General features: G+C 39.8%; 19 protein-coding genes and 1 pseudogene. 19 read left to right on the top strand and 1 reads right to left on the bottom strand.

Going from position 1 to position 13,988, the window contains the following annotated elements:
- Positions 1-2: 2 nt before the first annotated feature.
- The 18 genes and pseudogenes from AVJ20_RS01175 (at position 3) to AVJ20_RS01090 (ending at position 12,567) form a co-directional block, all read left to right on the top strand.
- The gene (locus tag AVJ20_RS01175; RefSeq protein WP_010112836.1) at positions 3-284 is read left to right on the top strand and encodes a hypothetical protein; all 282 of its coding nucleotides are present in this window, start codon (positions 3-5) and stop codon (positions 282-284) included.
- The gene (locus AVJ20_RS01170) at positions 281-667 is read left to right on the top strand and encodes a zinc-finger-containing protein (protein WP_111883835.1); all 387 of its coding nucleotides are present in this window, start codon (positions 281-283) and stop codon (positions 665-667) included. Before AVJ20_RS01175 ends, AVJ20_RS01170 begins: the two co-directional genes overlap by 4 nt.
- Positions 664-1,179 carry a hypothetical protein gene (locus AVJ20_RS01165; protein ID WP_111883834.1) on the top strand — a complete coding sequence of 172 codons (516 nt, stop codon included), beginning with the start codon at positions 664-666 and terminating at the stop codon, positions 1,177-1,179. The genes AVJ20_RS01170 and AVJ20_RS01165 overlap by 4 nt, the downstream gene beginning before the upstream one ends.
- A complete protein-coding gene (locus AVJ20_RS01160; RefSeq protein ID WP_010112832.1) occupies positions 1,176-1,433 on the top strand; it encodes a hypothetical protein in 258 nt (85 codons plus the stop codon). Before AVJ20_RS01165 ends, AVJ20_RS01160 begins: the two co-directional genes overlap by 4 nt.
- On the top strand, positions 1,430-1,708 hold the full coding sequence (locus AVJ20_RS01155; RefSeq protein ID WP_111883833.1) for a hypothetical protein: 279 nt from the start codon (positions 1,430-1,432) through the stop codon (positions 1,706-1,708). The genes AVJ20_RS01160 and AVJ20_RS01155 overlap by 4 nt, the downstream gene beginning before the upstream one ends.
- A gap of 73 nt (positions 1,709-1,781) precedes the next feature.
- The gene (locus AVJ20_RS01150) at positions 1,782-2,087 is read left to right on the top strand and encodes a hypothetical protein (protein WP_111883832.1); all 306 of its coding nucleotides are present in this window, start codon (positions 1,782-1,784) and stop codon (positions 2,085-2,087) included.
- A 53-nt stretch (positions 2,088-2,140) separates the two neighbouring features.
- Positions 2,141-2,857, top strand: a complete 717-nt coding sequence (locus AVJ20_RS01145; protein WP_111883831.1) for a DNA-methyltransferase — start codon at positions 2,141-2,143, stop codon at positions 2,855-2,857.
- On the top strand, positions 2,854-3,342 hold the full coding sequence (locus AVJ20_RS01140; RefSeq protein ID WP_228157137.1) for an HNH endonuclease: 489 nt from the start codon (positions 2,854-2,856) through the stop codon (positions 3,340-3,342). Before AVJ20_RS01145 ends, AVJ20_RS01140 begins: the two co-directional genes overlap by 4 nt.
- Positions 3,339-4,307, top strand: a complete 969-nt coding sequence (locus AVJ20_RS01135) for a helix-turn-helix domain-containing protein (RefSeq protein ID WP_111883830.1) — start codon at positions 3,339-3,341, stop codon at positions 4,305-4,307. Before AVJ20_RS01140 ends, AVJ20_RS01135 begins: the two co-directional genes overlap by 4 nt.
- Positions 4,300-4,878, top strand: a complete 579-nt coding sequence (locus tag AVJ20_RS01130; RefSeq protein WP_111883829.1) for a hypothetical protein — start codon at positions 4,300-4,302, stop codon at positions 4,876-4,878. Before AVJ20_RS01135 ends, AVJ20_RS01130 begins: the two co-directional genes overlap by 8 nt.
- Positions 4,875-5,270, top strand: coding sequence for a DUF1064 domain-containing protein (locus AVJ20_RS01125; protein ID WP_111883828.1), 396 nt, complete (start codon positions 4,875-4,877; stop codon positions 5,268-5,270). The genes AVJ20_RS01130 and AVJ20_RS01125 overlap by 4 nt, the downstream gene beginning before the upstream one ends.
- A gap of 23 nt (positions 5,271-5,293) precedes the next feature.
- Positions 5,294-5,752, top strand: coding sequence for a hypothetical protein (locus AVJ20_RS01120; RefSeq protein WP_010112825.1), 459 nt, complete (start codon positions 5,294-5,296; stop codon positions 5,750-5,752).
- 87 nt (positions 5,753-5,839) lie between these two features.
- Positions 5,840-6,382 (top strand): hypothetical protein, encoded by a 543-nt coding sequence (locus AVJ20_RS01115; protein ID WP_111883827.1) that lies wholly within the window; start codon positions 5,840-5,842, stop codon positions 6,380-6,382.
- Positions 6,375-7,049, top strand: coding sequence for a hypothetical protein (locus AVJ20_RS01110; RefSeq protein WP_111883826.1), 675 nt, complete (start codon positions 6,375-6,377; stop codon positions 7,047-7,049). Before AVJ20_RS01115 ends, AVJ20_RS01110 begins: the two co-directional genes overlap by 8 nt.
- Before the next feature lie 101 nt (positions 7,050-7,150).
- A complete protein-coding gene (locus AVJ20_RS01105) occupies positions 7,151-8,815 on the top strand; it encodes a terminase (protein ID WP_111883825.1) in 1,665 nt (554 codons plus the stop codon).
- Positions 8,816-8,824: 9 nt separating this feature from the next.
- The gene (locus AVJ20_RS01100; protein ID WP_111883824.1) at positions 8,825-11,128 is read left to right on the top strand and encodes a hypothetical protein; all 2,304 of its coding nucleotides are present in this window, start codon (positions 8,825-8,827) and stop codon (positions 11,126-11,128) included.
- 268 nt (positions 11,129-11,396) lie between these two features.
- Positions 11,397-11,774 (top strand): annotated as a pseudogene (locus AVJ20_RS18950) (Gp49 family protein); the annotation flags it as partial.
- A 466-nt stretch (positions 11,775-12,240) separates the two neighbouring features.
- Positions 12,241-12,567, top strand: coding sequence for a hypothetical protein (locus AVJ20_RS01090; protein ID WP_111883822.1), 327 nt, complete (start codon positions 12,241-12,243; stop codon positions 12,565-12,567).
- Between the two features lie 8 nt (positions 12,568-12,575).
- On the opposite strand, the gene AVJ20_RS01085 is transcribed toward AVJ20_RS01090, so the two are convergent.
- On the bottom strand, positions 12,576-12,803 hold the full coding sequence (locus tag AVJ20_RS01085) for a hypothetical protein (RefSeq protein WP_228157136.1): 228 nt from the start codon (positions 12,801-12,803) through the stop codon (positions 12,576-12,578).
- Positions 12,804-12,908: 105 nt separating this feature from the next.
- Here AVJ20_RS01085 and AVJ20_RS01080 point away from each other — a divergent pair, with 105 nt between their 5' ends.
- The gene (locus tag AVJ20_RS01080) at positions 12,909-13,970 is read left to right on the top strand and encodes a hypothetical protein (RefSeq protein WP_111883821.1); all 1,062 of its coding nucleotides are present in this window, start codon (positions 12,909-12,911) and stop codon (positions 13,968-13,970) included.
- Positions 13,971-13,988: the final 18 nt, after the last annotated feature.

The raw sequence follows: 13,988 nt of genomic DNA, 5'->3' as shown, positions 1-13,988 counted from the left end.
ACATGAGTAATTTAACAGAACATAAGTGCGCTGGCAAATGTCCAGAGTTTAAAGGGGAACAGTGCCATCACTGTTTAGTTCAGCAAATTGAAAAACGTGAATTTGAATTGGGTGTTGCACCAGATAGTGCATATTTCATTGGTGTTGATTTAGCTACTGATGGGGAAGATAAGTCGGTTGAAGTGGCTTATTGCGTAATCTCTAAAAAATACTGTACCTGCCCAAACGGTGTGCAGATTTGCTTACATGAGCATGGCGGTGCAGTGGTGGAGGTGCAGTCATGACAAATCCAATCTGTCCATACTGCAATAAAGAGTCTGAAGGAGTAGATGGCACAGCCATTTACCCTCATAGACCTGACCTGTCACATAAATGGTTCTACCAATGTGTGCCTTGTGATGCCTATGTTGGTTGTCACCCTGGTACTAAAAATTCACTTGGTCGATTGGCAAATGCTGAACTTAGAAAATGGAAGTCTATAGCACATCGAGTGTTTGATCCGTTATGGCGTGATGGACACATGAAGCGCAAGGAAGCCTATAAAGCTTTGGCTGAAGTAATGAATATTCATCCAAATGACTGCCATATTGGGATGTTTGATGTTGATCAGTGCAAAAAAGTTTATTCAATTTGCATGAATGAACAAATCAAGAAGGTGACATCATGATTGATAACACCTCAATTCTCGCCCTAACTGACATTATCCAATTGCCTGAAGCTGAACGCTTACAGGCAATCAAGGATAAGTTTTCAGCAAAATCACATGATGATTTACTTAATTTGCTAAGCAATGTTTTAAATGTTGCAGTGAATTATGCCCAATCATGTGATGAAACATTGTATTTACATCTTGTCACCACTGGCGATATGCACCCATACGCAATAGATAAGCTTATTTCACCTAGTTTTCATGGTGCTTTGAATGGGTTGATCTTGGCGCAAAAGGCTCCTAATCAAGATGTTCTATGCGAATCATGTGCTTATCGCTGCGGTACTTTAGCAAATCATTGTCTTTCTACTCAATCTGACTTGGCTCATGCCTTGGAGTCGGATGCAGTTTTTTATTGTCATAAAGATATTGAAAATTTGCATAGTCCGTCTGCTACAGATCGTAAGTGCATGAAACCATGCAAAGGCTGGGCACAGCATGTGAAGAAACATAAGGGAGTAGCAGCATGAAATCAAATGAAGCTAAAAAACCTATGTATATCTTTACTGAACTAGGCAAAGAAAAACTTTGTAAGCACTGTGATGAATACTGGCCTACAGATTCAGAGTTTTGGTTCATGGTGAAATCAAAGTTAAAGGATGGAACCATTACATTTCGACCAGAATCAGCATGTAAAGGCTGCTATGACCGTGTTTATAGACCACATCATGTAAAAGGTGTGAATAAAGTTCGTTCAAGTCATGAAAAGAAGGTGGCAGCATGAAAAAGGTTGGTTGGCTTGGTTTGGATCAGGAAATAATTAAAGAAATCGAATCTCAGAAAAATATTCCTGATGATTTTGGCATTGAACAAATTCAGGTCCTTATTGAAGCTGATATTAAATTTATCAATACCAAGTGCTATCAGGAATTTTTAGCAGTTGCTGAGTGGGTAAATGCTGGACATGAATTAGCTGAAGATCGTTTACGTAAATTATGGATTGCCGACCAGGTATTAGGTGGTAGCGGTAAAACCATTGGATATGAGGGAGCAGCGTGAAAGAGTTCCACAAAACTTTGCTGTTTATTTTCATGCTCTTTGGGGCTGTTTTAATTCGATTAGGGGGTGTGGCGTGATTATCGGAGTTGCTGTTAAAGCAGGTGAGCTTATGGTTGCTCTACCAAAACCTAATCGCCATGCAGATTGTATCAATATTATTTTGTCACTTGGTTTGGTACCAGATATTCAAAACCAATGGGGTAAATCATTACACCAAGGTTTTTATTGTGAGCAAGGAAAGTTCTATACACGCCCACAAGCAGCTTTACACGCTATCGAATGTGGCCAACAAGAATGGACAGAAAATGACTTAGAGCTAATAGCCTTGGGTGAAAAGAAATTTTCACGTATGGGGCTATGTAGTGAAGATTTGTGGTGAGGTGCACTGTGCAGAAACCATTTCACATATTTTTAGGTGATTGTCTCGAGCGCATGAAAGAAATCGAAAGCAGTACTGTTGATATGATTCTATGCGACTTGCCATATGGGACAACGTGCTGCAGTTGGGATGCCGTTATCCCATTTGAACCACTTTGGGCTGAGTATGAGCGTGTAATAAAGCCAAATGGAGCAATTGTATTATTCAGTGCGCAACCATTTACAGCAGTACTCGCTTGTTCAAATTTAAAATTATTTCGTTATGAGTGGATTTGGGAAAAGCCAAATGCAACAGGATTTTTAAATGCGAAGAAACAGCCTTTAAGGGCTCATGAAAGCATTTTGATTTTTTATAAATCACAACCAACATACAACCCTCAAAAAACATTTGGTCATGAACGTAAAACGGCAAAAAAGAAAGTTATAGGTTCTGAACACTATGGAAAACAACTTAGTGTGAAAGATTATGACTCAACTGAGCGATACCCACGCTCAGTACAAGTATTTAGTTCTGACAAGCAAAAACAAGCGCTTCATCCAACTCAAAAACCTGTTTCACTTTGTGAGTATTTAATTCGCACATATACCAATGAAGGTGAATTAGTGCTGGATAGCACAATGGGAAGTGGAACAACAGGAGTAGCTTGTATTAACACTGGGCGACGATTCATTGGTATTGAAAAAGATACAGGCTATTTTGCAACTGCCAAAATTCGCCTTGATGAAGCTGTGACATTCCATCAACCAGAACTATTCAGTGAGGTGGTATGAGCTACGCAATAACTGACCAGATTCGTAAATTAAAAGTGGGTAATCCCACAGCAAAGGCGGTACTTCTCCGCCTTGCTGATTATGCCAATGACTATGGTGAGTGTTTTCCATCGATTTCATTACTTTCTGATGAAACTGAATTTTCAGTACGTGCGATTAAAACGGCTATAGATTTACTTGAAGAAGTAAAAATTATTCAGGTTGATCGCTCAAATGGTCGCCATAATCGCTACAAAATTACGCCTGAAAGTTTTGATAGTGGAAAAGTTAAACCAGCCAGCAGTATTTTGATTAAGCAGAAAATTTCTAAAATATTACGCACTAAAGTATATGAGCGTGATTTATATCGCTGTGTTACATGCGGTACTCATTTGAACCTTACTTGCGACCATATTGTTCCTGAGTCAAAAGGTGGGGCTACCACAATTGAAAATCTGCAAACCATGTGCAAATCGTGTAATTCAACGAAAGGAGTGAGCATATGAGCAGTTTCAACTTTGTTAAAGCTGTACGTCAAATCTCGATGCCACCAACAACCAAGTTAGTGGCAATCACTTTGGCTACATACGCTGATTATGAAACTGGTGAATGTTATCCATCTATTCAAACACTCATGGACGATACTGGACTATCAAATCGAGCAGTGGGCTTACACATTAAACACATCGAAAATTTGGGAATATTGGTTGTAGATCGTTCAAATGGTCGTCGATCTTATTATCGTTTTGATGTGGAAATTCTTTCAAAAGCAGTGACGCAGGGTCATAGCTCGGATAATGAAAGCAGTGACTCTGATAACAATACCAGTGACTCTGACGACAGTGAACCAGTGACTCTCACGCAACAACCAGTGACTCTGGTGCAAAAAGCAGTGACGCAGGGTCATACTAACTACCAAGAACAACCAATAGAACAACCAATAGAACGTAGTAGTAATACGCACGAGGAAAAAATTTCACAACCGCCAGCTCAATTTGTTCAGTACCACAATTTTGATCTTGCAAAAATCTCAGTGATCGAACTTGGTCAGAAATATTCAACATTGAAATCTGATTTCATCGAATTGTCTAAACCTAGACACCCTGATCTTGATCAACACGATCTTGAAAACCTGTTTGATGAATTTGGAGATTGGTTTGCATCACCGAATGATTACGGTAAGCAATCTTTCAAGACAGCACAGAAGTGGGCTGTAGCGTTCCTGACATGGGTAAACAACAACAAGCATAAACTTATCAACCGAAAGGCGAAAAATAGCGTCACTGAGCAATCAGGACGAAATAAACCTATCCAAACACCATCTGCATACCAAGCTAAACAGGAAAATGTAAATCGTTGGTTGCGTTATGGTCAAAAAGTCCGTGAAGAACAACATCAGGAATCATCAATAATTGATGTAGTACCTGAACCCCCAAAGAACTTTCTGATTGAGGAGGTGGGTCATGCGTGAGTTCACCATTACTGAAGCACGTCGTTTAATTGACAAAATGCGTATTCGTTACGGTAAGAAATTTACAGATTTTTGGGCAGCAGTTGATGAAGCTGATCTTGAACAGGCCATGATCGAGGACTTTTCAGGATTGACAGTTCAGCAGCTGGAAAATGGGTATAACCGTATGCTCCATGAACCATGGCCACCATGTATTCAAGATTTTAAGATTTGGTGTTTACAAGGTTCACATTGGCTCACTGAAAATGAAGCATGGCAACAAGCATTGGCATACGAAAAGTCGAATCAGACAATCTCAATCAGTGTGCATGTGCTCAAAACCCTTAAAGAATTTAAGAAAGGTTTTGATGAATTAAATCCACGTGCTGAATCACAGTCAAAAGCATTCAAGGATATGTACGTCCGTATCGTTTCAAATGCGAAATTGATGGGAGATGTTCAATCATTCACTGATCCAGTTGGGGCATTAAAAGCACCTAAGGAAGATGAGAGAAGAATCACCACCTGTCCACCTGAATTGATGGCTCAGATGAAGGGTATTAATAAAAATTCTAATGCAGGTAGAGCATGACAAATTATTTATCACAATCTCAAATTAAGAGACTGGTCCATCAACGTGACAACAAGCCTAAACAGCCAAAGTATGGGAATCATAAAGTTGTCGTTGATGGTGAAAAAGTTGCTGATTCACAGCATGAATATCGTCGTTTAAATGATTTAAAGGTCTTACAACGTGCAGGTGAGATCAAGGATTTACAGACTCAGGTTCGATACAACCTGATACCGGCACAGAAAATTTGTGGTGAGAAAGTACGTGGCACAGATTACATAGCAGACTTTGTTTATTGGACCAAAGATGATCAGTTTATCTGTGAAGATGCCAAAGGTCATAAAACTGCGGATTACATCATCAAACGTAAATTGATGAAATTAATTCACAATATTGACGTAGTTGAAGTTTAAGAACGATTTAGGGGAGTATGACAATGAAGTCTAACGCTGAAACAATCCTTGAAGCCATTGAGGATTTACATAATCAAGAGCAAATCGTTACTAGAGAAACTTTGTCACAATTGACAGGCTTCAAATTATCTATCGTTGATGATCGTTTAAGTCATCTTGTCGATAGTGGCCAGATTATCCGTGTACAGCGTGGTGTATTCATTCCAGCCCCTAAACATCGTCCATCTCGTATTATGTCCAAGATGGTTTTACCTGATGGTACCGTTAAAATTGAAATTGGTGATGACCAGATTTTGACATTAACGCCACGTGAAGCACGTAACCTTGGCAATCTCATGGTTGCTGAAGCAATGCAATATGCAAATATTGAAATGGGTCATCATATGGCAATACTTCAGAGTGAAGTTTCAGGTCAAGTGCGTAAATTATCGAAGCAAGTAGGGGATCTATTAGATATAGGCAAGCAAGGAGAGCTGTTGTAATTTATCAAAACGGCTTCACCCCCCTCTAAGGTTAGACCTCCCCCACATATATACATGATCATTAAACCAATATGAGGTTTGGTGATCATGGCTGAAAAATCTAAAGAAAATATTAAATCTGTGGTTTTAGAGGAATTAACCAAAATCATAGATCAAAATGAAATTCCACATGGTGTTGAATACGATTTGATTCAACAGTTCAAGGAATCTACTGAGTGTGGGTATTTTGATGAAAGGATACCGCACACAGAAGCTTGTATTTGTTTATATGAGCAATCTTTTAAATATGGTCGTGCAGATATTGTTATTTACCACGTAGATGGCAGTGCCAGTGTAATTGAAGTTAAAGATGGAACTAAAGGTTACACACATACCGTATCTGGTATTGGACAAGCAACTTTATACGCAACTCAACTGGCTATGTCGAAGGGTGCTGTCAATAAAGTCCGTCGTTGCCTAATGTGGTCATCTACAGGTGATATTCAGTTGGATGTATTAATTGAGATTGCTTGCGAGAAAGCAGGTGTCATTGCATTACCTACTGCTTCAATGAAAAAAATCATGGCATGTAGAACAGCACATATCAATGCTGCCAAGCGTATTAAAAACGAGGTAGCAATCAATGACTGAAAAAAGACAAAAAATTGACTATGACCGTATTGAGCGTGGATGGAGAGCAGGGATTCTCAGTCCACGTCAATTAGCAGCTGCGTATGAAGAAGAAACTGGTCAGAAGGTTTCTCATGCTGCAATTATTAAACATTTCACAAAACTTGGAATACCACGGAACTTGGCAGAAAAGATTAAAGCCAAGTCTGATGCAATGGTTACGCAAGCAATGGTTACGGAACAGGTTACACCTGTAACCATTAAACGTGACCAAGAAATTATCGAAGATGCTGCAACTCAATTGACCTATGTTCGATTGAATCAACGTAAGGATATTCAACGTTCACGCAAGATTGCCATGAGTCTTTTTGATGAGCTTGAAATGATGGTTGGTCAAGAGAATGTCAAATTGCTGGAAATGCTGGGTGAGCTTATGTGGTCACCTGATGATAAAGGCAATGACAAAGTAAATGACCTTTACATGAAGATCATCTCAATGCCTGGTCGTGTGAAGTCTATGAAAGATTTAAGCGACACACTCAAAACATTGATTGCTTTAGAACGTCAAGCGTTTGGACTTGATGATGAGAACAATAAACCTGTCGATGCACTGACTGCATTACTTGAACGAGTGAGCACAGGTAATAGCTCTGCATTTAAACCAATTGCCGATGATCCTGAATATTAGTGCATGTACGTGAATGGAACGACTAATCACCCACACCAAAACAATTTCATTCACGTACACGCTTCAAAAATGCACCAATGTTGTGCAAAATGGAGTAAAAATTGATTTATAACACTAACTTACAGCCACTACCGACAAATGCCGAGGAGCTTGAACGCTGCTTGGCAGACCCTGTTTGGCGTATTTTTAGTGGCTGTTTATATAAGATCAAAATTAAAGGTGATGACTTTGTAAATGAGTTAGGGCAAGTAGAAGAAGCTCCAACATTTGAATTACCGTTCCAGCCTAATGATGCACAGAAGAAATTCTTAAATCGGTTGTGGTACCGCAATATTATTTTAAAAGCACGTCAGTTAGGTTTCACCACATTGATTTGTATTTTGTGGCTTGATCATGCCTTGTTTAATGCCAATCAGCATTGCGGTGTTATTGCACAGAACCTTGAAACTGTAGGTGATATTTTTAGCGATAAGATTAAATTTGCGTACGATAACTTACCACCTGAAATATTAGAACGTTTCCCACTCAAAACGAATAATGGAACTGAGATGGAATTCGCCCATAATGGTTCTAAAATTTCAGTGGCCACATCATTCCGTGGCGGTACCATGCACCGTTTACTTATTTCTGAATACGGTAAAATTTGCGCTCAATCACCTGGTAAAGCGAAAGAGGTTCGTACAGGTTCATTACCAGCAGTTCCAACAACAGGTATTTGTGTCATTGAATCTACTGCTGAAGGTCGTGGTGGTGACTTCTTTGATAAGGTTCAGATCGCACAGAAGAACTTTGCATCACGTAAAAAGCTCACGCCAAAAGACTTTAGATTGCATTTTTATGGTTGGTGGGAAGAACCTAAGTACCGTATTGACTCAACTGAAGTCATTATTTCTAAAAAAGATCATAATATTTTTGATCACATTGAAATTGTTGTATCCAGAAACTTAGGTAAGAAGATCAAAATTGATCCTGATCAACGTGCTTGGTATGTATCGACACGTGATAATGATCTATCTGGTGATCAAGCTTTGATGTGGCAAGAGTATCCCTCATTTCCTGATGAAGCATTTCAGGTCAGTACAGAAGGGAACTACTACGCAAAAGATATGCTTGAATTGCGTAAACGTAGTGGTATTGCTCAAATTGAAGTTTTAGATGTACCGACGTGTACGTTTTGGGATATTGGCAACCATGATGGTTGTGCAATTTGGTTCCATCAAATGATGAATCAGCAAGATCGCTTTATTGATTATGAAGAAGATCATTTTCAAGATTTACGTCATTACGTGAAACTGATTAAAGATAAACCTTATATCTATCATACTCATTATTTACCGCACGATGCAGCACATCAAAGGCTTGGCGATTACAACAAGTCAGTATTAGAAATGCTTGAGGAATTATTACCTGGTCATAATTTTGTGGTCATTCCACGTATTACATTACTCACAACTGGTATTCAACAGACTCGTAGGCATTTAAAGAATGCTTGGTTTGATGAAGAACGATGTAAATTGGGTATCGAACGTATTGAAGGCTATAAGAAAAAGTTTAACCAACAAGCCAATATGTTTATTGATCAGCCTGATAAATCCAATGGTTGCTCAGAAGGTGCAGATGCACTTAGACAGTGGGCACAGGCTAAAGATGCAGGGTTGCTTGGTGATTACGTCTATACGGCTAGTCTTACTGGCATGAATCAAGGTACAACACAACAAAATCCACATGGTTATGTCGAAGCACCTCCGACAGATTGGCGTTTATAAGGAAAAGCTATGTTTACTCAAGAAGATACAGCTACAAGTGAGCAGATTAGCGATGATGATACGCTCAGTCTGGAAGAATTGACGGAGATTATGCACGAAATTGAGGAACAACCTCATTGGCGTCACATCGCAGATAAAGAGATGGATTATGCAGATGGCAATCAATTAGATACAGATTTGCTTAACCGTATGCAACAGATCGGTATTCCACCTGCAGTAGAGGACAGAATTAGTCCAGCTTTATTGTCGATTATGGGTTATGAGCTACAGACTCGTACTGATTGGCGTGTAAAAGCCAATGGTGAAACTGGCGGTGATGATGTTGCTGATGCCTTGAACTACAAGTTAAATCAAGCTGAACGCTTATCTAAAGCAGATAAAGCGTGTAGTGATGCTTTTCGTCCTCAAATTTCATGTGGTTTAGGATGGGTTGAGGTAAAGCGTGAGCAAGACCCATTTAAATATCCTTATCGTTGTGTTGTAGTTCATCGTAATGAAATTCATTGGGATATGAAGTCTACAGAGCCAGACTTATCTGATGCACGTTGGTTACGTCGCACACGCTGGGTTCATCCTAAACGATTGATGAGTGCTTTCCCTGAACACAAGGATCTAATCCAAACAGTTGGTCGTTATGGTGGTTCATGGTGGCAGCAACCTGATGTGCTGGATGGTGGAGCAAGTACAGGCTTACAAAATGCTTGGCTTGATGCACGTTCATGGACGATAAGTGAAAACTACTGGTATAACCCGACATCTAAAGAGATAAACGTTACTGAGGTTTGGTACCGTCGTTGGGTGCATGTACCAGTTTTAAAGTTCAGTGATGGTCGTATCGTTGAGTATGATGCCAATAATATGGCTCATGACTTAGCAATTTATCAAGGTGTTGCACGTGTAGAGCAGGCTACCATATCAAAGTTGCGTCGTTCATATTGGCTTGGACCACACCTTTTACATGATAGTCCTTCGCCATATTCACACCATTATTTCCCTTATGTACCTTTTTTTGGGTTCCGTGAAGATAATACTGGCATACCGTATGGCTTTGTTCGTGGCATGAAGTACAGTCAGGATAGTATCAATTCAGGTATTTCTAAACTGCGTTGGGGCATGAGTGTTACACGTGTTGAACGTACCAAAGGTGCAGTGGCTATGACAGACGAACAATTACGTCGTCAAGTTGCACGTCCTGATGCTGATATTGTATTGGATGCAGCACACATGGCTAGACCAGGTGCAAGATTTGATGTTAAACGTGACTATGAATTATCACAGCAACATTTCCAACTGATTAGTGATAATCGTGCTGCTATTGAGCAAGTAAGTAATATTACTTCTGGGTTCCAAGGTAAAAAAGGTAATGCTACTTCTGGAAAACAAGAACAGTTACAGATCGAGCAGTCAAACCAGACCTTAATGAAGATGATGGATAATTTCCGTGAGGGACGTACCCTCATGGGAGAAATGCTACTATCAATGATCGTTGAGGATATGGGCACTCAGCAACAGACTATCATTATTGAAGGTGATGCGGTACGTGAGGATCGTACAGTTGTTATCAATAAACCTGAGGTTGATGAACATGGTTATCCTTATGTTAGTAATGATGTTCAACGTACACGCTTGAAAGTTGTACTGGATGATGTTCCAAGTACCAGCACTTTCCGAGAACAACAACTTAATGCCTTGTCTGAGATTGTTAAATCCTTACCTCAAGAGGTTCAAGTTGCAGTATTGCCTTATGTGATGGCCTTGACTGACATTCCATTCAAGAAAGATATTATTGAATCTATTCGCCAAGCTACACAGGCACCGACACCAGAACAAGTTGAACAACAGATCAAAGAGGCTGTAGATAGAGCACTTGCCGATGCTGGTATTGATATAAAACAACGTGAACTTGCAATCAAAGAGCGTGAATCACAAAGCAAGATCAAAGAAATTGAAGCTAAAGCAGTTCAAGTCGGTGTGCAAGCTGCTTATTCTGCTATGCAGGCAGGTGCTCAAGTTGCCCAAATGCCACAGATTGCAACAATTGCAGATGTTGTTATGCAAGGTGCAGGTTATCAGCGTCCCAACCCGATGGGTGATGATCCTAACTTCCCAACCGCAGAACAGACAGCAGCACGTGATGTACGTTCACCATATTTAGAAGGTGAAGGGGCGCAGTTAGGCAGTGAAGGACTGGCAGAGGTACAACAGAATACCAGTCCAATGAACCCACCAGTACCACAGCAAGGTTCAACAGGTATGCAGGGGATTGAGACTCCACGAACCAGTGATAATATGCCCCCTGTAAGGCAAGAGTAATTTTTATTGTTCACAGATACTAAGGCAGTCGAATCGGCTGTCTTTTTTATTGGAATTTATTATGACTGCTCAAATTACTTTACAACTTGATCCAACCACTGACACTACTGGTAATGCTGAACAGGTTGCACGAATGATTGGCGTTAGTGCGTGGCATATTTCAGGTGATTACTTGGTTGTCGAGAATCCATTACTAGATTATCGAGTGACAAATAATGAAACTTATAGTCATAAAACAGATCGTATTCCGAATGGTGCAGTGGTGATTTTGGTTCAGGAAGAACCCAAGACAGTAGAACAGCAAATTGAGCAAGAAATTCAATCTAAAAACTTAAATGCGCCACGTTTAACGCCTGCTGATATTGATGCCACTATTGTTGACGAATATTACTTTACAGCAGCGCAAGGCGTTGGGAATAATTGTAATGGTTATGATGCTATGGGGTTTCATAGTGTACTTGGTACGCTAACATTTTGCGTATTAGTTCTTAAAAATGGATTTACAGTCACAGGTGAATCAGCGTGTGCAAGTCCTGAAAACTTTGATGCAGAGATTGGCCGTAAAATTGCCTTTGAAAATGCTCGCAACAAAGTATGGATGCTTGAGGGTTATTTGCTGAAAGAAAAATTAAACCATCAAATTAAAATCCAAGAACATTTTGCAAGCAAAGGTCTGGATGCTGGGAAGTTGCAAGACAGTCCTATAGTTTCTGAATTGCCTGAATTAGAAATTAAATATAGTGATGCTGTTAAATCCACCGATCCTATAAATGATAACCAAGCATGTGTCAGTGGTAGTGTTGGTGAATGCATTCATCGAACTAAACTTTTAAATAATCGTGAAAATGCATACTTGCTTACTCAATTATTGAGTTTACCAAATATCAATAATGATTTACGCAAAAAAGCTGAAACTAAAATGACTTCATTATTAGATGAGTTGGTTTAATTATTTATAGAAAGCCAATATTTATGATGTTGGATTTTTGTTTAAAGTCAAAAGCTTAATTAATAAATTTGATATTATTTAACTGTTGGCTAGGCTGATCCCCGAAAGATGCGTTTACCTACCGCATTTGCCAACACCATAGTAGGTTTTGCAGAGGTGCAAAATGTATAAAACAGAAATTATAAGTAAGTTTGGTGGTATTAATAAGTTAAAAGATGCGATTAAAACAAAGTCACTTGATGATGTTTATTGTTGGGAGAATGGCAAGTGGTACACGCAAAGATACTGGATTGATATTGCTAGTAAAAATCTCACAGGTGAAACATTATTAGACTTAATGACGGGAATTCCATTGGATGCCACTCATTTTTCTGGTCCGCTTTTCCTTAAAAAGGATGAAAAAGGAAATGTTTATGAGTGGGTGCCAAAGCCAAAAAAATGGCTATATGTAGGATGGCATCCAAATGCAAGCATTAAACCACTCGATTGAGTGGTTTTTTATTTTTTGATTTGCCAATCCACAGCATGATTTCCATTGTCACAATCATGGCTCACACATTCACCTTTGTGATTCACCTGAATTACACCACAACCTTCACAAATAACATTTGCTAGATAGTTCGGCTTACATTCATTGATAAAACCATCACTCATTCCATATTGCTTGGCGCATTGAGCACAATATTCTGCCATTAATCCTACCCCCTGTAAGGCTAACGACATCATATATAAATCCTAGACACTTGTCTCATGTTGAGCAATCAACAGCTAAACGCTAGATAACTCTAGCCATTCGCCTTTGCGGTCACAGCGATAAGTGATAGGACAGACATGGATATTACAGAGCAACAAAATGAGTTGATTGAAGCTAACGGTGGTAAAGCATCACCTGAACTTGCAGCGCAGCTTTTAGAGCAAGCGTTAAATGGCGATACCGCAAATGCGGAAAATGGTAGTCAGCCAGCAACTACCCAAGTTACAGAAGAAAATACCCCAAAAGTTGAAGGTCAAGACGGTACGCATGAGGAGCATAGCTCCGCAAGAGCTGATACACAACAAGCACAACAGCAACAACAGGTCGATGAAAGCCAGTTAAATGCTGAAAATGCTGTGATCTTAGCTAAAGACGGAAAACACACCATTCCCTATGACAAGTTAGTGGAAGCACGTAACGGTGAAAAGGAATGGAAGCAAAAGTTTGATGAAGCTCAACAACAGTTGGCACAACTTCAAGCTGATGCGCAGGAACGTAAAGATAACGGACAGGTTCCAACTACACAGGACAACCAAGCAAATATCGCACAACAAGCGATTGATCAGGGTGTAGACCCTGCAATCTTTGGGGATTTTAGCGAGAAAGATTTGGCTGCTGGTATTCAGAAACTTGTTAATTCACAGGTTTCAACTTTGGTGCAACAGCAATTACAAACTGCTTTAGCTCCAATTCAGCAACAACAGCAGGTCAGTGTAGAGCAAGCCCATTTTAACGAAATCTTTACAGCACACCCAGATGCAGAATCTATTGTTGAATCGAAAGAATTTAATGATTGGAAGAATGCACAACCAAGTTTTCTGAAAGATGCGTATGAAACAGTTTTGGATAAAGGTTCAGCTGCTCAGGTGGTAGAACTTCTAGGATTGTATAAGTCGAATACCCAATCAGGTCAACAAGCTGCTCAACCTGCCAATGATGCAGTAAAGGCAGTAGCGCAAAAAGCTGTGAGTCAGGCTCAAACACCACCACCGAACAGTCTGAGTGATTTGCCTGCTGGTAGTCCTGCTGGTGTTTCTCGTGATGAGCGTTTGGCAGCAATGTCGCCAGCGCAACTTGCAGAGGAAATGCAAGGATGGACACCCGACCAAGTGGAGCAATTTCTCAATAGACGTGTTTAAACATACGTGATGAGAGTA

The organism is Acinetobacter sp. CFCC 11171 (assembly GCF_003268405.1).
In the GTDB taxonomy this organism is placed as follows: domain Bacteria; phylum Pseudomonadota; class Gammaproteobacteria; order Pseudomonadales; family Moraxellaceae; genus Acinetobacter; species Acinetobacter amyesii.
This window is presented reverse-complemented; position numbering and strand designations above follow the sequence as displayed.